We start from the raw sequence: 21,316 nt of genomic DNA on the forward strand, positions 1-21,316 counted from the left end.
GGCCTCACTCCTCCGCGCTCTCCGCGCCGAGCGTGGTTCCCGCGTGCTCGGCGGGGCCGGGTTCGACGAAGCTGTACGGCGGCAGCGGACCGTTGAGACGCAGGTCGAGGTGCGGATGTCCCTTGCGGAGCTGCTCCACGGCCGTGAGGAAGGTCTCGACCCCGCCGCGGTCCACCAGGAACGACACGTTGGCGAGCCAGCCGGAGGATTCGGGGCCCACGCTGACCGCGTCCGCGGCCGGTTCCAGGGTGTGCTGGACGTCGGTGGCGTCCTCGGCCTCCTGGGCCTTGACCGCGGCGACCACCATCTCGCCGAGCCGCAGCCGCTCCTCGTAGGTGCCGCCGCCCGCCTGCCGGTTGGCCTCCGTGATGGCCCGGATCTCCGGGTTCTCGGAGAGCACCCGGTGCAGTACGGCCTCCTCGGCGTGGCTGGCCTTGATGTTGTACTCGACCTTGCCGTCCAGGGCCGCGAGCCGCTCCTTGTAGTGCTCGGCGCGTTCGGCGAGGACGCCGGTGACCGTGTCGTCGTCAGGGGCGACGCTGCCGAACCGCATGGGCAGCACACAGCCGGACGCGCCCGCCTCGGCGAGCACGTTCGAGTGAGCCAGCAGCTCCCTGCGCTTGGGGCGCAGCCCTTCGGGGGCGTCGCTGACGAGGGCCGCCAGGTCGCCCTGCTTCAGCATGCGCAGCTGGCGCGGCGGGTCGCCGACGCCGCCCACGGCGCTCGGAAGTGAGGGGTGCGAGCTCGCGGTGATGCCGTACACGTACGTGCTCACTCCTGCTCCTCCTTCCTGCGGGACGCGGTGGACTTGCGAGCGCGCGGCCTGGACTCGCGCTCGCCTTCGTCCCCGTCGTCCCGCGCCTGCTTGAAGGCGTCCGAGATGGTCTCGGCGGCGCCGGACAGCGCCCCCTTGGACTTGCCGCGTGCGCCGGACTCGGTGATCTCCCCGACGAGGTCGGGCAGGCCCGGGCTCTTGCGCGGGCCCGCCTCCAGGTCGAGCCGGTTGCACGCCTCCGCGAAGCGGAGATAGGTGTCGACGCTGGCGACGACGACCCGGACGTCGATCTTCAGGATCTCGATGCCGACGAGAGAGACCCGTATGAATGCGTCAATGACGAGCCCCCTGTCCAGGACGAGCTCCAGCACGTCGTAGAGGCCGCTGCTGCCGCCTCCGCCGCCGGACTGCTGTGCGGGTACCACGGTCATGCTGATCTTTCTCCTTGTCCGGGAATGGTGTGACGGGCGTGGGCGAGCGGCCTAGCGGCCGCCGGACCTGCGTGCGTCGGACCGTCCGCGTTCGTAGCGGCGGACACGGCGATAGCCGGTGAGCTGCCCCTGGTGGTCGAGTTCCACCTGGTAGCTCGCCATCAGGCTCATCGTGTCGGGGACGCGGCTCAGCTCCAGGACCTCGATCTCCAGTGCCCAGCCGTCCTCGGTATGTTCGAACGAGGACACCGTCTCGGCGTCCTTGCCGGTGAGTTCGGCGAGCTGGGCGCGTGCCTGGCGCAACACCTCCATGGGGGTCGGCTTGTCGTCCGCCCCGCCCTGTCGTTCCTGTCGTTGTCTGGATGATTTGGGTGAGTTCTGTGAATCAGTCATGGGCGCCTCCAACGGCGAGTGGCCCGGAAGGCCTTGGCCAAACCCAAGAGTTTGCGTGTCTCAGCCACGGAGTGCGTCGAGCCGACGGCGTGCGGGTCCCAGCGCACGGGGCCGGCTCATCACCCCCTCCCATGGGTTGGTGCGGGCCTGTTCGACGGCGTCCGCGATGGTCCAGCGGCGGGCGTCGAGGTCCGGGTCGTCCAGGTGTGACCAGGTCAGCGGGGTGGCGACGGGTGCGCCGGGACGGGGGCGCACGGTGTAGGGCGCGACCGCTGTCTGGGCGTAGGCGTTGCGCTGCACGTCGAGGTAGAGGCGGTCGCCGCGGTCCTTCTTGCGGGCGGCGGTGGTCAGCCGGTCCGGGTGGGCGGCGGCGAGGGTGTCGGCGGCGTCCCGGGCGAACTCGCGTACCTGGTCGAAGTTTTCCTCTCCCTTGAGCGGCACCACGATGTGCAGGCCGCGCGAACCGGTGGTCATCGGCGCCGACGGCAGCTTCAGCTCGTCGAGCAGTTCGCCCAGCAGCCCGGCCGCCTCCCTCACCTGCCCGAAGTCGTCCCCGGCCGGGTCGAGGTCGAAGACCATGCGGTCGGGCCGGTGGACGTCGTCGGTGCGCGACAGCCAGCGGTGCAGGGTGAGACAGGCCTGGTCGGCGAGGAAGACGAGGGTCGCGACGTCGTCGCAGACCGTGTGGCAGACGGTGCCGTCCTCCTTGGCGACCTCGACGCGGGTGATCCAGTCCGGGTAGTGCTCCGGGGTGTTCTTCTGCATGAACTGCGGGCCGTCGACGCCGTCGGGGTGCCGCTCCAGCATCAGCGGACGGCCGCGCAGGTGCGGCAGCATGAACTCGGCGACGGACCGGTAGTAGTCGACGAGATCGCCCTTGGTGTATTCCTTCGCGCCCCCATCACCGGGAAAGAGCACCTTGTCGGCGCGTTTGACCTCGACGGTACGGCGGCCCGCCCGCACCTTCCTCGTACCGTCGTCCTCGGTCACCGTACGACCGCCTCCTCCACCAGCAGCTTGCCCGCGGCGGCGATGGACGCGGCGTCGATGCCCGCGGCGTGCAGCTGCTCGTCCGGCGAGGCCGAGCCCGGCATCATGCGGACGGCGAGGCGCACCAGGCGGGGCACCGGGCGCCCGTCGAGGAACGCGTCGAGGACGGCGTCGCCGATGCCGCCCTCCTCGTGGTGGTCCTCCACGGTGAGCAGCAAGCCGGTCTCCTCGGCGGCCCGGCGCAGGGTGTCCCGGTCGACGGGCTTGACCGAGTAGAGGTCGACGACCCTGACCTGGATGCCCTCGCGCGCCAGGACGTCGGCGGCGGCGAGCGCCTCGTGCACGGTGACACCGGCCGCGACGACGGTCAGCCGGTCGTGGTCACTGGAGCGCAGCACCTTGCTGCCACCGACCGGGAACTCCTCGTCGGGGCCGTAGATGACCGGGGCACCGCCGCGCGAGGTGCGCAGATAGCGGACGCCCTCCAGGCCTGCCATGGCTGCGACGAGCTGGGCGGTCTGGTTGGCGTCGCACGGGTACAGCACGGTCGAGCCGTACACGGCCCGCATCATCGCCAGGTCCTCCAGGCCCATCTGGCTCGGCCCGTCCTGCCCGATCGCGACGCCCGCGTGCGAGCCGACGAGGTTGATGCCGGCGCCGCTGACGGACGCCATGCGCACGAAGTCGTGGGCGCGGGTCAGGAAGGCGGCGAAGGTGGAGGCGTACGGCACCCAGCCGCGGGTCGCGAGCCCCACCGCCGCGGCGACCAGCTGCTGTTCGGCGATGTAGCACTCGAAGAAGCGGTCGGGGTGTTCCTTGGCGAAGAACTCGGCGCGGGTGGAGTCGCTCACCTCGCCGTCGAGGGCGACGATGTCGCCGCGACCGGTGCCGAGCGCGGCGAGCGCCTCGCCGTAGGCGTTGCGGGTGGCGACCTCCTCCCCCTTGTCCCAGCGGGGCAGGGCGAGGCGTCCGTCGGGTACGGAGTGCAGCATGCGGGTCGCGGACGGCTCGTGGACGTGGATGCGCAGGTCGCGCCGTCCGCCGAGCTCGGCGATGGCCTCGTCGGGTTCCGGCAGCGGCTTGCCGTGCAGTCCCTCGCGGTCCTCGACGGCCGCGACGCCCTTGCCCTTGAGGGTCCGAGCGAGGATCACGGTGGGCTGCCCGACGGTGGACTCGGCCTCCGCGTACGCACGGTCGATGGCGTCCACGTCGTGCCCGTCGACCTCGATGGTGTGCCAGCCGAAGGCCTGGAAGCGGCGGGCATAGGCGTCGAGGTCATGACCGTGCCGGGTCGGGCCGCGCTGGCCGAGCCGGTTCACGTCGACGATGGCGGTGAGGTTGTCCAGATGCTCGTACGCCGCGTGCTCGGCGGCCTCCCACACGGACCCCTCGGCGAGCTCGCTGTCCCCGCACAGCACCCACACCCGGTACCCGGTCCGGTCCAGCCGCTGCCCTGCCAGCGCGATGCCGACGCCGACCGGCAGTCCCTGCCCGAGCGACCCGGTCGCGGTCTCCACCCACGGCAGCCGCCGCGGCGTCGGATGCCCTTCGAGCCGGCTGCCGAGCTTGCGGAAGGTGACCAGTTCGCCGTCCTCGATGGCACCGGCAGCCTTGTACGCGGCGTACAGGAGGGGCGAGGCGTGTCCCTTGGAGAGGACGAAGCGGTCGTTGCCGGGGTGGGCCGGCCGGTCGATGTCGTAGCGGAGGTGCTCCGCGAGGAGTACGGCCATCAGATCCGCGGCGGACATCGACGAGGTCGGATGCCCCGATCCCGCGGCGTCGGAGGCACGCACGCTGTCCACCCGCAGCTGCTGGGCCAGTTCGACGAGTTCAGCGGTGTTCATGAGTCTCCTTGCGAAGGGTGCTGGGAGCGGGGTTCGGGGGCGATGGGCGCGTCCGGGTGCGGTTTGTGGACGGCCGGGGTCCCCGGGGGAGGCCGGCCGTCCGTGTCGGCGTCGGTACCGGGGCTCGGCTCGCGGCCGCCCGCTCGGGAGTTGGGCCGCTTCACGGGGCCGGGGGTTCGGGGTGCTTGGCGGCGTCGGGGTCCTGGACGGGGTCGGGCTGTTCGGTTCCTCCCGGACCGTCGGCCTGGTTCTCGGCGGGCTCGCCGCCCGGCTGGTTCCCGGCAGGCACGCCGGCCTGCTCCGCCTTCTTGTCCTGGGCCCCGGTCTCCGACCGTCCCGGCACCCGGGCCAGCTCCGGCGACGCCGTGTCCAGCGGTACCGACCACGACCGCACCAGCCCCAACTGCACGGCCTGACGCGGCAGTACGGCGTCCAGGAGCCAGTCGGCGGCGACGCGGACGCGGTTGCCGGGCATGGCCGCAAGGTGGTAGCCGCGGGTCACCGCGCCCGCCGCCACGCCGGACAGGGGGATGCCGAGCGGGTTGGCCGCGGCCTTGACGCCGCCCAGGTCGACGACGAAGCCCATGTCACGGTGGCGGTAGGCGCGCCGCTCGCCCATGCCGAGGGACGCGGCCACGTTCTGGCCCACCGTCCTGCCCTGCCGCCAGGCGTGCTGGGCGGTCATCGGCGTGTACTCACCGGGCTTCTCCAGGTCGGGCACGGCAGCCGCGTCCCCGGCGGCGAACAACTCGGGCCGGCCCGGCACCTGGAGGTGCGGGTCGACGAGCAGGCGGCCCTTCTCCATGGGCAGTTCGAGGGACTCGGCGAGCGGATCGGGCCGTACGCCGACGCACCACACCAGGGTGCGGGTGTCGACGAACGAGCCGTCGCTCAGCACCACCCCGTTGTGCGTGGCCTCCTTCACCGAGGTGCCCATCCGCACGTCCACGCCCCGCTGCCGCAGCACCCGGTCGGCGGTCCGCGACAGCCTCTCGTCCAGCTCGGGCAGCACACGGTCGGCGATGTCCAGCAGCAGCCAGCGCGGCCGCATGCCCGTGCGCAGGGGGTGCTTGCGCACCTGGGAGTCGGTGAACAACTGGCCCTGCGCGGCGACCTCCGTGCCGGTGTACCCGGCGCCCACCACCACGAAGGTGCATCGTGCGGCGCAGCTTTTGGGGTCGTCCGCGGTGGCCGCCAGTTCCACCTGCCGGGTCACGTGGTCGCGCAGATACAGCGCCTCGGGAAGGCCGCGGAAGCCGTGCGCGTGCTCGGCGACGCCCGGGATGGGCAACAGCTTGTTCACGCTGCCCGCGGCGAGGATCAGCCGGTCGAAGGGCAGGGAACCCACGTCGCCCTCGGGGCCCGTGTAGTGGACGGTGTGTCCGTCCAGGTCGATGGTGTCGGCCTCGCCCAGCACGAGCCGCACGTGGCGCAGGGTGCCGGAGAGCGAGACGGTCACCCGGCGTGGTTCCAGGATGCCGGCGGCGACCTGGGGCAGCAGGGGCAGATACAGGAAGTAGTCGGTCGGGTTCAGCAGGGTGATGTCGGCGTGGCGCCGGGTGATCCGGGACAGGGTGCGTGCCGCCCGGTACCCGGCGAAGCCGGCGCCGACGATCACTATGCGGGGTCGACTCACGGTTGGCCTCCGGGCCTGTCGCGTACCTCGGGAGCCTTCCGCGTCCCCCTAGCCAGGACCGCCAAACGTGCGCGCCGGGGTGCAGCACCGGTTTCCGGCACGTCACGGCGGCACATCGAGGCGGCAGGACAGGACGGCCGGTCCGGTTTCCGGCCGGACCTGCGGGTACCCGGGGCGCGACCCGTCCCGCGCCGCCGACGCGGCAGTCCCGGAGGTGCCCCCATGCCCGAGTACGGCTACTTCCTGGCGACCGAGGAGTTCCGCCCTGCCGACCTCGTCGAGCAGGCGCGGATGGCCGAGCAGGCCGGATTCCAGTCGCTGTGGATCTCGGACCACTACCACCCGTGGAACGACGCGCAGGGCCAGAGCCCCTTCGTGTGGTCGGTGATCGGCGCGCTCTCGGAGGCGGTGTCCCTGCCCATCGAGACGGCCGTGACCTGCCCGACCGTGCGGATCCACCCGGCGGTGGTGGCCCAGGCGGCGGCGACCTGCGCGGTGATGACGAACGGCCGCTTCCGCCTCGGCGTCGGTACCGGCGAGGCCCTGAACGAGCACATCCTCGGCCATGTGTGGCCGCCCGCGAGCGTGCGCATGGAGATGCTGGAGGAGGCCATCCTGATCATGCGCCGGCTCTTCTCCGGCGACGAGATCAGCCACTACGGCACCCACTACCGGGTAGAGAACGCCCGCCTCTACACGGTCCCCGACGAGCCCGTCGAGATCGACATCTCCGGCTTCGGCCCGGCGGCGACGTCCCTCGCGGCGCGGGTCGGCGACGGCTTCATCACGATGATGCCCGACGAGGAACTGGTCACCCAGTTCCGAAAGGGCGGCGGGAACGCCAAGCCGGTCATGGGCGGCACGAAGGTCTGTTACGGCACGGACCGCGACGAGGCCGTACGCACCGTCCGCCGCCTGTGGTCCAACCAGCTGCTGCCCGGCGAGATGGGCCAGATCCTGCCCTCGCCGAGCCACTTCGAGCAGCTGGAGCCATTGATCACCGAGCAGATGGTGCGCGAGAACACGGTGTGCGGGGACGACACCGACGAGCACGTGTCCGCGCTGAACGCCTTCGCCGAGGCGGGCTTCGACCGGATCTACGTCAACCAGATCGGACCCGACCAACGCGGGTTCTTCGACTTCTACCGTACGAAGGTGCTGCCGCAGCTCCAGCGCTGAGAGGGGTGGCCCGACCCCATGAAACTCCATCTCCCCGTCGTCTCCGTCTACACGGTCCCCACCGACGCCCCCGAGGCGGACGGCACGCTGACCTGGAACTCCACCACCGTGGTGATCGCCGAGGTGGCGGCGGGCGACGCGACCGGCACCGGCTGGACATACGGCCCGGCGGCCGTCGGCGACTTCCTGCGCGACCATCTGGCACCCCTGGTCGAGGGCCGCAACGCCCTGGACATCCCGGCCGCGCACGACGCGATGTCCCGCGCGATCCGCAACGCGGGCCGCCCCGGCGTCGTCGCGTGCGCGATCTCGGCGCTGGACATCGCCCTGTGGGACCTCAAGGCCCGCCTCCTCGAACTGTCCCTGGCCCGGCTCCTCGGCACGTGCCGCGAACGCGTCCCCGTCTACGGCAGCGGCGGCTTCACGACGTACCACGACAAGCATCTGACCGCGCAGCTGAACGGCTGGGTGCACGGCCAGCACATCCCGCGCGTGAAGATCAAGATCGGTGAGGACCGGGGTCGCGCGGTGCTGCGCGACGTGGCCCGGGTCGAGGCCGCGCGTCAAGTGATCGGCCGCGAGGCGGAGTTGTACGTGGATGCCAACGGCGCATACACCCGCAAGCAGGCGGTCCGCGTCGGCCACGCCCTCGCCGAGCACGGCGTCGGCTGGTTCGAGGAGCCGGTGTCCTCGGACGATCTGACGGGCCTGCGCCTGGTCCGCGACTGTCTGCCGTGCGACGTCGCGGCCGGCGCCTACGGCTACGACCTCCCCTACTTCGCCCGCGCGATCACCGCGGGCGCGGTCGACTGCCTCCAGATAGACGCCACCCGCTGCGGCGGCATCACGGAGTTCCTGCGCGCCGCAGCGCTGGCCCAGGCCCACGGACTGGACGTCTCGGCCCACTGCGCCCCGCACGCCCATGCCGCCGCGGCGGCCGCCATCCCCAACCTCCGCCACATCGAGTGGTTCCACGACCACGTCCGCCTGGAGGACATGCTCTTCACCGGCGCCCTGGACCCGACAGGCGGCACGGTGGCCCCGACCCAGGGCATCGGCCATGGGCTGACGTTGCGGGCGGAGGAGGTCCAGGAGTACCGGGTCGCCTAGCAGAAGTGCCAGGTCGCCGAGGAACACCCCGGGCCACGGCCCAGCGACGCGTCACGCGGGTCACCTGCCGCGCGGCCAGCACACCGTCACCAACCGTGAGGGCGGCCTGGCGCGGGCCCGACCTGCACGATCGTGCCCCGGTCGCGAGGCAGCATGGGGTGCAGGGCGCCCCTGGTGCCGAACACATGGCCCAGGTACGTCACTTCGGTCACCCGGCGGAACTCCTCCGGGATGATCTCGGTGAACGGCGCCAGGATCCCGGCGAAGGCGTTGTCGACTCAGACGTCGATGCGCCCGAAGGCGTCGGTCACGACGAAGGCCCTGCCGCGCTTCGGCAGGGCCTTCTCCCACGGCATGCGCACGGGCGTCACGCCCGGGGGTGCGGCTGCCCGGGGTCGATGTCGTCGGGGTGCGGCTTGCGCGCGCCGGGCATGTCCGGTGTCCCCGCGCCGGGCACTGCGGACCCGGGCGGGACGGGCGGCATGGGCGGGTACGTCCCGCCGAGCCCGCTCGGCGTGCCGACCGGCGCTGTGCCGCCGGCGGTGTGGCCGTGAGCTGCCGTCAGTTCCGCCTCGTCCGACGCCGGCCGGGACGCGGACGGACGTGCCGCGCCACGCAGCGCATACGCCGCCGCGCCGAGAATCACCGCGGTGATCAGTGCGGCGGCCCAGTCCGGCAGCCCGGCGGCGAGGCCCAGTCCCAGTGCGAGCGCGAGGGCCGCGCCCGCGTACAGGGCGACGGCGCCGGACGCGGCGTACAGCGTGGCCCGGCGGCGCTGCCTGCGCGTCTGCTCGCGCAGTTCGTCGCGGACGGTCTCACGCGCCACCTGTGCCAGCTCGTCGACCAGTTGCTTGTCCAGGTGCTCAAGGTGATCCAAGCGGTCCATGGACGCCGGGTACCCGTACAGGCGTACGCATAACGTCCTCCGTCGCGAGCTGCGTGAGGGGATCGGGTGAAACGATCACACTCCCCTGCCGCCCCCAACTAGGCTCGTCCGTATGGACATCCTGGGAACCACGCTGCGTGTCTGCGTCGACGACCTGGAGACCGCGGTCCCCTTCTACGAACGGCTCGCGGGCGCCACCGCCCTCCGCTTCGAGCGCGGCGGCGTCCAGGTGGCCGCGATCGGCTGCTTCTTGCTGATGAGCGGTCCGGAGGCCGAGCTGGAGGTGCTGCGCAAGGTCGCGGCGACGATCGCCGTCAAGGACGTCGACGAGGCACACCAGGTGTTGAGCGAGCTGGGCGCGCACATCATCGCGGGCCCGGTGCCGACGCCGGTGGGGCGCAATCTGCTGGCGCTGCATCCGGACGGGACGATCTACGAGTACGCGGACCGTCAGTCCTGATCGAACGCCGACACGACGGTGTCGGTGAGCAGCGCCCCGGCCGTGCCCTCCGGGTCCAGATCGGGGTCGTAGATGGTGACGTTGAGGCCGACGCAGTACGCGGAGGCGAGCAACGGCCGTAGCAGCGCGACGAGTTCGTCGGGCGTGAGGCCTTCGGGGTCGGGGCTGTCGACGGCGGGCATGACCGACGGGTCGAGGACGTCGGCGTCCAGGTGCACCCAGAAGCCGTCCAGCTGCGGGATCTCGAAGGCCTGGCGGATGACGGACCCGAGCGCCTGTGCGCCCCATTCGCGCAGGTCGCCGACGGTCACCACGGGAATCTTCAGGTCGGCGAGCTCGGCGCGCTCCTCCTCGAAGCAGTCACGGATGCCGAAGTACCGCACGTCCTCGTCCCGCAGATAGGGCCTGAGCCCCTCCAGGTTCGTCAGGTCCCCCTGCCCGCGCCCGGTGGCCAGCGCGACCTCCTCGCCGCCCGCCGCGCCGACACGCTCGGAGTTGCCCGGGTGCCGGAAGTCGGGCGAGGCATCCACGACGGCCAGCCCGAAGCGGCCGATCCGGCGCAGCGCGAGGGCGGCACCCAGGTTGATGGAACAGTCGCCGCCCAGGACGACCGGAAAGTCCCCGGCGCGCACATGGTGCTCGATCCGGTCGGCGAGCCTGCGGGTGTACCCGGCGATGGCGGCGGCGTTGAACACACCGTCCCCTCCTGCCAGTCCCCCGGTCGTACCGCGGGGCACGACCACCCCTCCCTCCAGCGCGCGCAACCGCTGCACGATCCGCTGCTCACGCAACGCCCCGGCGAGCTTGTAACAGCCGGGCACGGTGCCGGGGGCGGGCGGGCGCAGGCCCAGGTTGGAGGGGGCGTCGAGCACGACGATATTCCGCATGCGGTTCATCCTCGCCGACGTAGAGTCGACCCTCAATGCCACATCAGCACGGGAGCAGGTAGCCGGACCATGAGCGAGCAACACACGTACCGGGTGATCGTCCGGGGCACTTGGGACGCCCTCACCGACACGGCCCGCGCGCGGCTGCTCGCCGAGGCCGCGGAGCACGGTCTGACCAGCATGCGGTTCAGTGAGGAGGGGTCGCTCTCCTACGAGCCGTCGCCGCTCAAGCACTTCTCGATGCGGTACGTGGTGGTCTCCGACGCGGCGGACGGCGAGGAGATGGCCGGTGCGATCGCGGAGGACCGGGCCGAGAGGGCGCTGCGGGAGCTGGGCTACGGCTTCCGCGATCTGAGGTCGACCGTCACGGACCTAGACACGATGAAGATCAACTTCAAGCCCGCATCTCGGCGGTGATCGCCCACCGCTGATGGTCCCGCCAGGCCCCGTCGATGAAGAGCATGCCCGGCGAGAAACCCTCCAGGCGGAAGCCGCAGGCGCGGGCGAGGGCTATGGAGGCGGTGTTGGCGGGCTGGACGTTGATCTCCAGCCGGTGCAGGCGCATCGGGCCGAAGGCGTGGCCGACCACGAGGTCGAGGCCCTCCCGCATGAGACCGCGCCCGGCCGCATGCGCGAAGGCGCCGTAGCCGAGGGCGCCGCTCTGGAAGGCGCCCTCGACGATGTTGTTGATGTTGATGAATCCCGCGATGCCCCCGCTGTCGTCCTTCGCGCAGACCAGGAACCCCGCTTTGGTCGGGTCCTCGATCAGCCGCCCGGCGTAGGAGGCGTAAGCGGCGCCGCTGTCCGGCGGGAAGAGCCACGGCTGATGCAGTTCCTTGCTCTGCCGGGCGCGCGCGGTGAACTCGCCACCATCCTCGTAGGAGAAGTGGCGTATGCCCACGCGCGGGCCTTCGGCGAGGTAACGGGACGGGGGGTGCGGCATTCCGCCAGCGTACGACCCGCTAGCGGCGCCGTCGCATGAAGTACGCCCCGAACAGCGCGCCGATGATGCCCACGGCGAGCAGCGCCACCCACAGCGGCATCGTCACCAGGGGGATCAGCAGCCGGATCTCGGTCTCACCGGTGTTCTCGAAGATGAAGATCAGGGCGAGGACGACGAGCACCAGCACGGCGACCCGCGCCGGAGTCATCGCCCCGCGCACGCCACCTCGGTGCCCGTCGGCCTTCCTGCCGCTCTCCGACGTCTTCGCGGTCATACGTCCAGGATGCTCCCGGATCCGCGATCACGCACGGTGAGCGGCCACCGCCTGCGCTCAGCCGAGCACCGGCAGCTGGAGAACCCCCGTGTCCTGGGGCGCACTGACCACGGTCACCGGCTTGATCCCCCGGTTCCCGAAGTACGCACCGTCACTCGCCGCAATCACGAACCGCAGCCGGTGCCCCTTCTCGTACCGGTGGACGATCCCCGGCAGGGTCACCGTGAAGCTCTTCGTCACGTCGGGCACCCGCACCGGTGCCACCAGCCGGTGCACCAGCGTCCGGGTGCCGTCGGGCGCCACGTCGTACAGCTTCGCGAACAGCACGAGCTTGTCGGCGGCGTCCGCCGAGGCCTGTGTCCGCTCGGCCTTCGGGGAGACGACCTTGAGCGTGGCCCGGGGCGCGCCCACGACGTCGGTGGTGCGCGCGAGCGGCTCGCTGGTCCAGCCGAGGTAGGTGCCCGGAGTGTCGAACGGCGTCGGGTCCGGGATGCCGAGGAGGGCGGCGAGTGAGCTCTCCGAGTGGCTGGTGGGGGTCAGCCAGTTGGTGTAGGTACGGCTGCCCCGTGCCACCTTGCTGCGGTTGTCGACGAGTTTGCCGTCGCCGGACAGGTAGAGCGTGCGGCTGAGTGCGGGGACGCGGTCGGCGGTGGCGTAGGTGTTGTCGGGGTCGGTGATCCAGTCGCGGTAGTAGGCGAAGGCCGGCCCGGTGTCGACGTTCTTCTTCCCCAGGTAGCGGTCGAACCAGGCGAGGATGCGCCGGCCGACGTAGCTGGTCTCCAGGTTGCCCTGGCCGAGGTTGAGTTCACCGGCGGCCGGGTCGGTGAGGCCGCCGCTGTGGCCCCACGACTGCCAGATCATCTTCGTCGGTGTCCCCTGGCCCTTGAGGGTGTTGTACGTCGCCGTCGCCTCGTTGAGGTTGAAGAGGCTGTCGGCCTGGCCCTGGACGAGGAGGGTGGGTGCCTTGACGCGGTTCAGGTACGAGACCGGGGAGACGCTGCGCGCGTAGGCGAGCAGCCCGGCGGTCTGCTCGGCCGGGTAGCGGCCGGAGTTGAGGGTGCGGATCGTGTCGCAGGCCTTGGTGACGAAGTGCAGACAGGCCAGGGAGTTGATGCGGGAGGGGTCGAGGTTGGCTTCCAGCAGCGGCTGCCCTTCGCCCATGACGTAGAAGCCGTTGGCCCACTGCCATTTGAAGACGCCGGGCACGCTGCCGCTGCCGACGGCGTTGTTCGGATCGAGGGAGTACGCGAGGTCGTTCCAGGTGATCATCGGCGCCAGCGCGTCGAGGCGCTGGTCGACGGCCGCCGTGGCCAGCTGGACGGCCCCGCCGTAGGAACCGCCGGCCATGCCGACGCGCGGGTCGCCGGGGGCGTCGAGGGTGACGAAGTCCGCCTTCGTGCCGTCGTCGGCGGCGCGCCTGCCGCCCAGGAAGTCGATCAACCGCGAGGCGGCGGCGCCGTCGATGGTGGGGTCGTCGAGCGAGATCAGACAGCCGGACCTGCCGAAGCCGAGGCCGGAGTAGATGAGGGAGACGTACCCGCGCTGGGCGAAGGCCTTTCCTATGGCGTCGGTCGAGCCGTCGGACTTGCTGCCGCCGAAGCCGTTGGTGGCGAGGACGGCGGGCGCGGGGTGGGCACGGTCCACGCCCGCGGGCCGGTACAGATCGGCGTCGACGGTGCAGGTGCGGCCGCCCGCCTGGACGGTGAACTTCAGGGCGATGACGGTGAACTGGCCGCTCGCGGCGGCCGGAGCGGTGAGCGCGAGGGGTGCGGTGAGCGTGGTGCCGAGGACGAGGGCGAGTGATCTGGGCACGCGACGGGACACGGAGACCTCCACACTGAGGCACGCTGAGGACAGCCCGGCTTACCGACCAGTAAGTACTGGCCAGTTGTCATGGTGTGACACGTGTCAAGCGAGGTCAATCGCCGTGACGGGGGTTTCTTGACGGAGATTCAGTGAACTGCGCTCAGCGCAGAGCGGGCTCGTCGAGAGTCAACGTGCCCGCACCGGCATCGAGTTCGGCGCTCACGCCGAGGGGGATCGTCAGCGCCGCTTCACCGTGCCCGAACCCGAACTCCTCCACAACGGGCACACCGAGGCCACCCAGCCGGTCCACGAGCAGCGCACGCACCCGCTCGTAGGGCTCGCACTCCTGCCACGACCCGAGCAGGACGCCGCGCACGCCCTCGAACAGGCCGGCGCGCAGCAGTTGCGTGAGGTAGCGGTCCAGCCGGTAGCTCTCCTCGCCCACGTCCTCCAGGCACAGCAGACCGCCGCGTGCGGAGGTCCGGGCATACGGGGTCCCTATCTCGGCGGCGAGCAGGCAGAGACAGCCGCCGAGGGTGACTCCCCGCGCCCGGCCGGGGATCAGTGCGGAGCCGGTGGAGGCGATCGTACGCACGGATTCCGGCTCGAACAGCGTGGCCCTCAGGTGGTCCTGGGCCCGCGCGTTCTTGATGAAGTCGACGCCCGCGGCCATCGGACCGTGCAGGGTGACAAGGCCCAGCCGGTTGGCGAACGCCTCGTGCAGCGCGGTGACGTCGCTGAAGCCGACGAACACCTTGGGTGCGGCTGCCCGCATCGCCTCCCAGTCGAGGAGGTCGATCAGGCGCTGCGCCCCGTAGCCGCCGCGGGCACACAGCACCGCGTCGACGGCCGGATCGCACCAGGCGGCCTGCAGATCGGCGGCCCGGTCGGCGTCCGTGCCGGCCAGATACGCCAACTCCTGGTGCCGGTCGAGCACATGGGGTGCCAGCACCGGGTCGAGACCCCAGCCGCGCAGCACGTCGAGGCCGGCCCGCAGCCGTTCCCCGGGCACGGGTCCGCTGGGTGCGACGACGGCCACGCGGGCGCCGGGGGCGAGCCTGGAGGGGCGGACGAGCGGGTTCACTTGGCGAGTTCCAGTCTGGGGACACCGGGCGGGTTGAGCCCGAACACCTGGGCGTACAGGGAGAGTTCGGACTCCAGGACGCGGATCATCGTCTCCGCCCGCCGGAATCCGTGGCCCTCCCCCTCGAAGGCGATGTAGGCGTGCGGCACCCGGCGTCCCTCCATGCGGGCGAGGAACCGCTCGCACTGGGTCGGCGGGCAGATCACGTCGTCGAGGCCCTGCAGCAGCAGGAAGGGCACGGTGAGACGGTCGGCGTGCGCCGCGGGCGAGCGTTCCGCGTACCGTCCCGGCACCTCGGCGAGCGGCCCGATCAGGGATTCCAGGTACTGCGACTCCAGGTCGTGGGTCTCCCCGTCGCCCCAGCTCGCCAGGTCGAGGATGGGGTAGAGGATCGTGCCGCAGGCGTAGATGTCGGTGGTGGTGAGGGAGGCGGCCGTGGTCCAGCCGCCGGCGCTGCCGCCGCGGATGGCGAGCCGGTCACGGTCGGCCGTGCCCTCGTCGGCGAGGGCGAGCGCGACGGCCGCGCAGTCCTCGACGTCGACCACGCCCCACTGCTCGCGCAGCCGGTTGCGGTACGCCCTGCCGTATCCGGTCGAGCCGCCGTAGTTGACCTCGGCGACCCCGATGCCGCGCGACGTGAAGTAGGCGATCGCCAGGTCGAGGACGAGGGGCGCACGGCCGGTGGGGCCGCCGTGCGCCCAGAGGACGTACGGCGGCGGTGTGTCGCCGGGGGCCACACAGCCGGGGTTGTGCGGCGGGTAGATGTGCGCGTGGATCTCCTCTCCGGCGGGGCCGGTGAAGGTGCGGATCTGCGGCTCGGGGTAGTAGGCGGGGTCGACGGCGTCGTCGTGCTCGGCACCGATGACCCGGGCCCGGCCCGTGCAGGTGTCGAGCTCGACCACCTCGTAGGCGCTGCGGGGGCTGGCTCCGACGGCGACGACCCGCTCGCCGTACACCGCGAGGGTGGACGCGAACTCGGTCCAGGGTCCGGCCGCGTCGACGACCTCGCCGGTCTCGGGGTCCAGTACACCGAGGGCGGTCGAGCCGCGCCCGTGCACGACGGCGACGGGACCGCTCGCCAGCGGGGCGAACCAGCGCAGGCCCGGCTTCCACAGCGGTCCGCCGAACTCCTCCTCGCGCGAGCAGAGCGGTTCACCGTCGCGGTAGAGGTTCCACCAGCCGCTGCGGTCACTCGCGTACAGCAGCCGGCCGTCCGCCGACCAGTCGACCTGGGCGATCGCCTCGTCCGGGCCACCGGCGACGGTCCGCGCGGCGGCGAGCGTGCCGTCGGCGCCGATGTCGGCGACCAGCAGCTCGGTGCCGTCCCACGGCATCCGCGGATGGTCCCAGGCGAGCCACGCCGCGCGCCGCCCGTCGGGCGAGATCCGCGCTCCGGTGACGAACCGGTGCCGGTCGTCGGTGAGTTCGCGTACGGCCTCCCGGCTGTCGGCCGCCGAGCCGTCCAGCGGGACGGCGGCCAGGACGCGCCGCACGTCGGTGGGCCCCTCGCCGGTGAACTCCTCCAGCACGCACCACACTTCACCGATGTCGAGTCGCAGCTGCGGCTCCGCCCAGCGCAGTCCACCGCCCACCGGGGACACGGGGGTGATCGGACGCGGCTCGGCGCCCTCCTCGTACCGGTAGAGCCGCTGGTCGGCGAAGTTCACGAAGACGACGAGCGGCCGGCCGTCGACCTCCTCTCCGGCCCAGGGCTGTCCGCCGTACTCGACGACCCGGCTGCGCACGTTCCACGGTGCGGACAGCACGGACTCCTCCGTACCGTCGGCACGGCGCCGCACCAGTGTGCGCCGCCCGCCCTCGGTGGGCCGCGGCTCGGTCCACCACGCCTCGTCACCGACGAAGCCCACGTACTCGGGGTGCCCGTCGTGGGTGGCGGCGAGCGCCGCGTCGATCGGCGAGGGCCAGGAACCGTACGCCAGTGTCTGCACTGTTGCCCCTTTTCTCGCCTAGGCCGTTCGCAGGAAGCGGTCGAGAACACGGACGCCGAAGTGGAGCGCCTCGACCGGTACACGCTCGTCGACGCCGTGGAACATGGCCCCGTAGTCGTACCCGTCCGGCAGCCTCAGCGGTGAGAAGCCGTAGCCGGTGATGCCGAGCCGTGAGAACTGCTTGGCGTCGGTGCCGCCGGGCATGCAGTACGGGAGCGTGTGGCCCTCGGGGGCGAACTCCTCGACGGCGGCGCGCATTGCGGCGTACGTCGGCGAGTCCACGGGTGACTGGAGGGCGACCTCCTGATGGTGGAACTCCCACTCGACGTCGGGCCCGGTGAGCTCGTCGATGGTCGCGCGGAACTCGTCCTCGAAGCCGGGCAGGTAGCGCCCGTCGACGTAAGCCACGGCCTCCCCCGGGATCACGTTGATCTTGTACCCGGCCTCCAGCATGGTCGGGTTGGCGCTGTTGCGGACGGTCGCCTCCACGAGCTTGGCCGCCGGGCCGAGCTTCTCCAGCAGGCCGTCCACGTCGTCCAGGTCGGCGTCGAGGCCGTACAGCGCGGCGAGTTCGGTGAGGGCGGCGCGCACGGTCGGGGTCAGCCGCAGCGGCCACTCGTGGGCGCCGATCCGGGTGACGGCGGCGGCGAGGCGGCTCACCGCGTTCTCCCGGTTGGGCCGGGAGCCGTGCGCGGCACGCCCGCGTGCCGTCAGCTTGATCCAGCCGGTGCCGCGCTCCCCGGCCGCGATCGGGTAGATCTGCCGGCCGCTGCCGTCGTGGAAGGTGAACGCGCCGGACTCGCCGATGCCCTCGGTGCAGCCCTCGAACAGCTCCGCATGCCGGTCCGCGAGAAATCCGGAGCCGTCCTCGGCGCTCGCCTCCTCGTCGGCGGTGAACGCGATCACGATGTCCCGCCGGGGGCGCACCCCCTCGCGGGCCCAGCCCCGGACCACGGCCAGGATCATCGCGTCCATGTTCTTCATGTCGACCGCGCCCCGGCCCCACACGACCCCGTCGCGGATCTCCCCGGAGAACGGGTGCACGCTCCACTCGTCGGCCTGCGCGGGCACCACGTCCAGATGGCCGTGGACGAGCAGCGCGTCCGCCGACGGGTCGGTGCCCTCGAAGCGGGCGACGACGTTCGTACGGCCCCTGGTGCGCTCCAGCAGGGTGGGTGCCAGGCCCGCCTCGGCCAGCTGCGCGGCGGCGTACTCGGCGGCGGGGCGCTCCTGGCAGTCGCCGCCGCCGCGGTTGGTCGTGTCGATGCGGATGAGGTCGGAGGTGAACGTCACGACCTCGTCCAGTGCCTGCCCGTCAGCCATACTGCTCCTCCACCGCGGCCGAGACGACCGTGGTGACCGCCTTGAAGGTACGGATTCCCTCGTACATGCGTTCGCTGGTGTACGCCACCCTGCGCTCACCGATCCGTTCGACACCGGGGACGACGGTGGCGGCCATCGCGAGGTGCTCGGCGTCGAACTCGACCCCGATGGTGAACGGGCCATTGCTCACCGGCTCCTGACGGACCGCCAGTCCGGCCGCCTCCTTGGCCGCGGCACGGATGTCGCCGGCGGTCCTGGTAGGCGTACGGCACACGGCCGCGTACCGGGAGACGTGGTCCTTGACGGCGACCTTCAGTGCTCCAGGCGCGTACCCGAGGGCGTCCTCGCAGGCCACGTCGTCGCCGGTGACGAGCACGACGGGCACGCCGTACTCGGCGACGACATGCGCGTTCAGCAGCCCCTCGCTCGCCCGTACGTCGTTCAGCCACACCCCGGTGATGGAGTTCGCGAGGTAGGTGTGCGCGAGGACGCCCTCCATGCCGGCGCCCGCGTGGTAACCGACGAAGGCGATGCCGTCCACGTCGCCGTGCTGCACGCCCTCGACCATGGACAGCGTCTTGTGCCGCCCGGTGAGCATCTCCGCGCGCTCGTCGAGCCGTTCGAGCAGCAGGTTGCGCATGGTCCAGTGGGCCTCGTTGATGACGACGGCGTCGGCACCCCCGTCGAAGAATCCCAGCACGGCGGCGTTGACGTCCGAGGTGAACATCCCCCGGCACCGCTCCCACTGAGGCGTCCCCGGCAGCACGTCGGCCGGCCAGGTCACGCCGGTGGCGCCCTCCATGTCGGCGCTGATGAGGATTCTCATGCTGCTTCACGTTACGCGTCGGCGAGGCAACTTCCTACGAGACAGCAGGACGCCGGCCCACACGATCAGGAAGTGGGCAAGGGCCAGGTGGCGATCGGATCGCTGGTGGGGCGGGAGGAGCCTGCGCTCGGCTCGACGGTGACGGCGAGCGCGGCGGCGGCACCGGGCGGGGGAAGCGACGCGGACTGCAGGCCGGCTTTGGCGGCGAGGAGCCCGGCGGAGCGGACTGCGTCCCCGGGGTCGACGTACCACATCTGGTAGGTCTTGTCCTCGGGCAGCGGAGCCAGGTCCTGGCAGAAGTACACGGCCTCGTTCAGCTCCCGTGAAACCGCCACGGTGCCGGATCCGCCGTAGGCCAGGTCCTTCCTGATGAAGGTGGTGTCGGGAGCCGCGAGGAGCCGGCCGAGGTCGGCGGCCTGGCTGCGGGCCTCCTGGCGGGTGTCCCGTGCCTCCTGGTGCTGCCATGCCGCCAGACCGCCGAGCGCGGCGGCCGCGGCCAGACTGGCGGCCAGCGCGAGATGCATCAGAGGCGGCGTGGATCGTCGGATGCGGCGCCCGTTCGTCCCGCCGGGCGCCGACGGGAGCTGGGGGGTCCGGGCCACCTCGGCGAGGACGCGTTCCTTCAGCCGCGGCGGCGGGGTGCGGGCTGCCAAGAGCGCCAGCCAGCCTGCGGCCTCCTGCTGACGGAGCGTCTCCTGGGCGCAGTCGGGGCAGTCGGCGAGATGGCGGCCGAAGGCCTCCCGTTCCTCCTGGGTGAGGGCGTTCACCGCATAGGCACCCGCGAGGTCGTGTGCATCGTGCGAGTCGGCTGTCATCACGGCGGAGCTCCCAGGCAGTGCCGCAGACGGGTCAGAGCCCTGCGCAGACGGCTCTTGACGGTGCCGAGCGGCAGGGACAGCCTCGAAGCGATCTCGGTATGGGTCAGGCCCTCGTAGTAAGCGAGCACCACCGGCTGCAGCAGCTCGGGCTTGAGCTCCTTCAGGCACGAGCGGACCTGTTCGCATTCCCCGAGCGCCTCCACCGCGTCCACGACGTCGTCGAAGGCCGGCGTCGACTCGTGCTGGGAGACGGCGCGCTCGCGCTCGGCGGACCTTTGCAGCGTGCGGACGCTGTCCACGGCTCGGTGGTGAGCGATTGTCAGCATCCAGGTCATGGCGTGCCCGCTCTCGGGCCGGTAGCGGGGAGCGCTCTGCCAGACCTCCAGCATGACCTCCTGGGTGACCTCCTCGGCGCGCGCGGGGTCCTGAAGGACCCGGCACGCGATTCCGTAGATCGGTCCGGCGGTCGCGTCGTACAACCGGGAGAAGGCGTCCTGGCTGCCGGCAGCGACGGACACCAACAGGCGATCGGTCTCGGATGCACCGATGCCCCGGGCCCCTGACGCCTCCCGCTTGGCCACACCCGCTCCCACCTGTGTATATGCCCCGATCCAGCATGTTTTGTTCACCCACCCTCTCTTTAAGTGTCCGAGTCCCGGCCGTCGTCCGCATCCCGCAGTGGCGCGGGGCGGGCGACCCGCGAACCGGCGGCGACCTGGCCACCGGGACGGAGCACGTCGTCGCCGTAGAGGGCCTGGACCCAGTTGGTCTGGTAGACGGTCTCCAGGTAGCGCTCGCCCAGGTCCGGGGCGATCGCCACCGCGGTCAGACCGGCCGGGTCGTGCGCGGCCAGCCAGCGCGTCGCACCGCTGACGACGGTGCCGGTGGAGCCACCGAAGAGGAATCCGCGGCGGGCCAGGCGGTGGCAGGCGCGGATGGTGTCCGCCTCCTCGACGTGCACCGCCTCGTCGACGTAGGACTCGTCGAGCAGGGGCGGGCTCACGCTCATGCCCAGGCCGGGAAGCATGCGGCGGCCCGGGGTCCCGCCGAAGGTCACCGAGCCGGCGCTGTCCACCGCGACGATGCGGACCGGCCGGTGCCACTGCCGGAAGAAGCGGGCGCAGCCCATCAGTGTTCCGGTGGTGCCGGCCCCGACGAACAGGACGTCCAGTCCCGGGAACGAGCGGGCGATGGCCGGTGCGGTCCTGCGGTAGTGCGCTCGCCAGTTGCCCGGGTTGGTGTACTGGCTGAGCCATACGTACCGGTCGTCGAGGGCGGACAGTGCGCGCACGTAGTCGAGCCGCGCCTGGAGGAAGCCGCCGCCGGCGCTCGGCTCCGTGACCACGTGCACCTGGGCGCCCAGTGCCTCCATCACCAGCCTGGTCGACAGGTTGCAGCGGGAGTCCGTCACGCACAGGAACCGGTAGCCCTTGCTGGCGGCGATCATGCTGAGTGCAACGCCCATGTTGCCCGACGAGGACTCCAGCAGGACCGACCGCGAGGTCAGGCCCCCCGCCCGTTCGGCAGCCTCCACCATCTCGGTGGCGGGCTTCAGCTTGATCGATCCGGCGAAGTTGAAGCCTTCGCACTTCAGGAAAAGCCTGTGCCCCAGTATCGGCTGGAGGTCGACGTAGAGATCCTCCTCGTTGAAGGTGTAGGGGGCGGATATGACTGACACGATGGCCTCCGCGGATTGAAGGGC

The 21,316-nt window shown here is 71.6% G+C and carries 22 protein-coding genes and 1 pseudogene; 4 read left to right on the forward strand and 19 right to left on the reverse strand.

The window, feature by feature from the left end:
* Positions 1–4: 4 nt before the first annotated feature.
* The 6 genes from OHO27_RS07040 to OHO27_RS07065 form a co-directional block, all read right to left on the reverse strand.
* Entirely contained in the window at positions 5–775 is a 771-nt protein-coding gene (locus OHO27_RS07040) for a GvpL/GvpF family gas vesicle protein (RefSeq protein WP_328421341.1), read from the reverse strand.
* On the reverse strand, positions 772–1,206 hold the full coding sequence (locus tag OHO27_RS07045) for a gas vesicle structural protein GvpA (RefSeq protein WP_328421343.1): 435 nt from the start codon (positions 1,204–1,206) through the stop codon (positions 772–774). The genes OHO27_RS07040 and OHO27_RS07045 overlap by 4 nt, the downstream gene beginning before the upstream one ends.
* Before the next feature lie 51 nt (positions 1,207–1,257).
* Positions 1,258–1,599 (reverse strand): gas vesicle protein GvpO, encoded by a 342-nt coding sequence (locus OHO27_RS07050; RefSeq protein ID WP_328421345.1) that lies wholly within the window; start codon positions 1,597–1,599, stop codon positions 1,258–1,260.
* 60 nt (positions 1,600–1,659) lie between these two features.
* Positions 1,660–2,589, reverse strand: a complete 930-nt coding sequence (ligD, locus tag OHO27_RS07055; protein WP_328421347.1) for a non-homologous end-joining DNA ligase — start codon at positions 2,587–2,589, stop codon at positions 1,660–1,662.
* On the reverse strand, positions 2,586–4,433 hold the full coding sequence (locus OHO27_RS07060; protein ID WP_328421349.1) for a transketolase: 1,848 nt from the start codon (positions 4,431–4,433) through the stop codon (positions 2,586–2,588). Before OHO27_RS07060 ends, ligD begins: the two co-directional genes overlap by 4 nt.
* Before the next feature lie 160 nt (positions 4,434–4,593).
* Positions 4,594–6,069 (reverse strand): NAD(P)/FAD-dependent oxidoreductase, encoded by a 1,476-nt coding sequence (locus OHO27_RS07065; RefSeq protein WP_328421351.1) that lies wholly within the window; start codon positions 6,067–6,069, stop codon positions 4,594–4,596.
* A gap of 222 nt (positions 6,070–6,291) precedes the next feature.
* Here OHO27_RS07065 and OHO27_RS07070 point away from each other — a divergent pair, with 222 nt between their 5' ends.
* Both OHO27_RS07070 and OHO27_RS07075 read left to right on the forward strand, forming a co-directional pair.
* Entirely contained in the window at positions 6,292–7,248 is a 957-nt protein-coding gene (locus tag OHO27_RS07070; protein WP_328421352.1) for an LLM class F420-dependent oxidoreductase, read from the forward strand.
* An 18-nt stretch (positions 7,249–7,266) separates the two neighbouring features.
* A complete protein-coding gene (locus OHO27_RS07075) occupies positions 7,267–8,358 on the forward strand; it encodes an enolase C-terminal domain-like protein (RefSeq protein WP_328421354.1) in 1,092 nt (363 codons plus the stop codon).
* A gap of 110 nt (positions 8,359–8,468) precedes the next feature.
* Here OHO27_RS07075 and OHO27_RS07080 read toward each other — a convergent pair.
* Both OHO27_RS07080 and OHO27_RS07085 read right to left on the reverse strand, forming a co-directional pair.
* Positions 8,469–8,669, reverse strand: a pseudogene (locus OHO27_RS07080) (SDR family NAD(P)-dependent oxidoreductase); the annotation flags it as partial.
* Between the two features lie 56 nt (positions 8,670–8,725).
* Entirely contained in the window at positions 8,726–9,244 is a 519-nt protein-coding gene (locus OHO27_RS07085) for a phage holin family protein (RefSeq protein WP_328421356.1), read from the reverse strand.
* Positions 9,245–9,356: 112 nt separating this feature from the next.
* Between OHO27_RS07085 and OHO27_RS07090 the strand changes: the two genes are divergently transcribed.
* Complete coding sequence (locus OHO27_RS07090; RefSeq protein WP_328421358.1) at positions 9,357–9,704, forward strand: VOC family protein; 348 nt, start codon at positions 9,357–9,359, stop codon at positions 9,702–9,704.
* On the opposite strand, the gene OHO27_RS07095 is transcribed toward OHO27_RS07090, so the two are convergent.
* Entirely contained in the window at positions 9,695–10,591 is an 897-nt protein-coding gene (locus tag OHO27_RS07095) for an arginase family protein (protein WP_328421360.1), read from the reverse strand. The genes OHO27_RS07090 and OHO27_RS07095 overlap by 10 nt on opposite strands.
* Positions 10,592–10,660: 69 nt before the next feature.
* On the opposite strand from OHO27_RS07095, the gene OHO27_RS07100 reads away from it, so the two are divergent.
* Positions 10,661–11,008 (forward strand): DUF6204 family protein, encoded by a 348-nt coding sequence (locus tag OHO27_RS07100; protein ID WP_328421362.1) that lies wholly within the window; start codon positions 10,661–10,663, stop codon positions 11,006–11,008.
* On the opposite strand, the gene OHO27_RS07105 is transcribed toward OHO27_RS07100, so the two are convergent.
* From OHO27_RS07105 to sbnA, 10 genes are all read right to left on the reverse strand, one after another.
* Entirely contained in the window at positions 10,986–11,534 is a 549-nt protein-coding gene (locus OHO27_RS07105; RefSeq protein WP_328421364.1) for a GNAT family N-acetyltransferase, read from the reverse strand. The genes OHO27_RS07100 and OHO27_RS07105 overlap by 23 nt on opposite strands.
* A gap of 19 nt (positions 11,535–11,553) precedes the next feature.
* Entirely contained in the window at positions 11,554–11,808 is a 255-nt protein-coding gene (locus OHO27_RS07110) for a LapA family protein (protein ID WP_328421366.1), read from the reverse strand.
* Between the two features lie 57 nt (positions 11,809–11,865).
* Positions 11,866–13,632 carry a CocE/NonD family hydrolase gene (locus OHO27_RS07115; RefSeq protein ID WP_328421368.1) on the reverse strand — a complete coding sequence of 589 codons (1,767 nt, stop codon included), beginning with the start codon at positions 13,630–13,632 and terminating at the stop codon, positions 11,866–11,868.
* Between the two features lie 142 nt (positions 13,633–13,774).
* Positions 13,775–14,698 carry a S66 peptidase family protein gene (locus tag OHO27_RS07120; protein ID WP_328421370.1) on the reverse strand — a complete coding sequence of 308 codons (924 nt, stop codon included), beginning with the start codon at positions 14,696–14,698 and terminating at the stop codon, positions 13,775–13,777.
* Positions 14,695–16,647, reverse strand: coding sequence for a dipeptidyl-peptidase 5 (locus tag OHO27_RS07125; RefSeq protein ID WP_328421372.1), 1,953 nt, complete (start codon positions 16,645–16,647; stop codon positions 14,695–14,697). The genes OHO27_RS07120 and OHO27_RS07125 overlap by 4 nt, the downstream gene beginning before the upstream one ends.
* 18 nt (positions 16,648–16,665) lie before the next feature.
* Complete coding sequence (locus OHO27_RS07130; protein ID WP_328421374.1) at positions 16,666–17,970, reverse strand: M20/M25/M40 family metallo-hydrolase; 1,305 nt, start codon at positions 17,968–17,970, stop codon at positions 16,666–16,668.
* Entirely contained in the window at positions 17,963–18,796 is an 834-nt protein-coding gene (locus tag OHO27_RS07135; RefSeq protein WP_328421376.1) for a M55 family metallopeptidase, read from the reverse strand. The genes OHO27_RS07130 and OHO27_RS07135 overlap by 8 nt, the downstream gene beginning before the upstream one ends.
* Positions 18,797–18,861: 65 nt before the next feature.
* Positions 18,862–19,611 (reverse strand): anti-sigma factor, encoded by a 750-nt coding sequence (locus OHO27_RS07140; RefSeq protein ID WP_328421378.1) that lies wholly within the window; start codon positions 19,609–19,611, stop codon positions 18,862–18,864.
* Positions 19,611–20,132, reverse strand: a complete 522-nt coding sequence (locus tag OHO27_RS07145; protein ID WP_443059519.1) for a sigma-70 family RNA polymerase sigma factor — start codon at positions 20,130–20,132, stop codon at positions 19,611–19,613. The genes OHO27_RS07140 and OHO27_RS07145 overlap by 1 nt, the downstream gene beginning before the upstream one ends.
* Positions 20,133–20,254: 122 nt before the next feature.
* Positions 20,255–21,292, reverse strand: a complete 1,038-nt coding sequence (gene sbnA / locus OHO27_RS07150) for a 2,3-diaminopropionate biosynthesis protein SbnA (protein ID WP_328421380.1) — start codon at positions 21,290–21,292, stop codon at positions 20,255–20,257.
* Positions 21,293–21,316 lie beyond the last annotated feature (24 nt).

It is taken from the genome of Streptomyces sp. NBC_00443 (assembly GCF_036014175.1).
Classification (GTDB): Bacteria; Actinomycetota; Actinomycetes; order Streptomycetales; family Streptomycetaceae; genus Streptomyces.

Coding starts and splice junctions, on each gene's coding strand:
- OHO27_RS07105 (WP_328421364.1), bottom strand. CDS start 11,534: ATGCCGCACCCCCCGTCCCGTTACCTCGCCGAAGGCCCGCGCGTGGGC.
- OHO27_RS07045 (WP_328421343.1), bottom strand. CDS start 1,206: ATGACCGTGGTACCCGCACAGCAGTCCGGCGGCGGAGGCGGCAGCAGC.
- OHO27_RS07075 (WP_328421354.1), top strand. CDS start 7,267: ATGAAACTCCATCTCCCCGTCGTCTCCGTCTACACGGTCCCCACCGAC.
- OHO27_RS07100 (WP_328421362.1), top strand. CDS start 10,661: ATGAGCGAGCAACACACGTACCGGGTGATCGTCCGGGGCACTTGGGAC.
- OHO27_RS07130 (WP_328421374.1), bottom strand. CDS start 17,970: ATGGCTGACGGGCAGGCACTGGACGAGGTCGTGACGTTCACCTCCGAC.
- OHO27_RS07090 (WP_328421358.1), top strand. CDS start 9,357: ATGGACATCCTGGGAACCACGCTGCGTGTCTGCGTCGACGACCTGGAG.
- OHO27_RS07095 (WP_328421360.1), bottom strand. CDS start 10,591: ATGCGGAATATCGTCGTGCTCGACGCCCCCTCCAACCTGGGCCTGCGC.
- OHO27_RS07070 (WP_328421352.1), top strand. CDS start 6,292: ATGCCCGAGTACGGCTACTTCCTGGCGACCGAGGAGTTCCGCCCTGCC.
- OHO27_RS07060 (WP_328421349.1), bottom strand. CDS start 4,433: ATGAACACCGCTGAACTCGTCGAACTGGCCCAGCAGCTGCGGGTGGAC.
- OHO27_RS07135 (WP_328421376.1), bottom strand. CDS start 18,796: ATGAGAATCCTCATCAGCGCCGACATGGAGGGCGCCACCGGCGTGACC.
- OHO27_RS07050 (WP_328421345.1), bottom strand. CDS start 1,599: ATGACTGATTCACAGAACTCACCCAAATCATCCAGACAACGACAGGAA.
- OHO27_RS07110 (WP_328421366.1), bottom strand. CDS start 11,808: ATGACCGCGAAGACGTCGGAGAGCGGCAGGAAGGCCGACGGGCACCGA.
- OHO27_RS07085 (WP_328421356.1), bottom strand. CDS start 9,244: ATGGACCGCTTGGATCACCTTGAGCACCTGGACAAGCAACTGGTCGAC.
- OHO27_RS07140 (WP_328421378.1), bottom strand. CDS start 19,611: ATGACAGCCGACTCGCACGATGCACACGACCTCGCGGGTGCCTATGCG.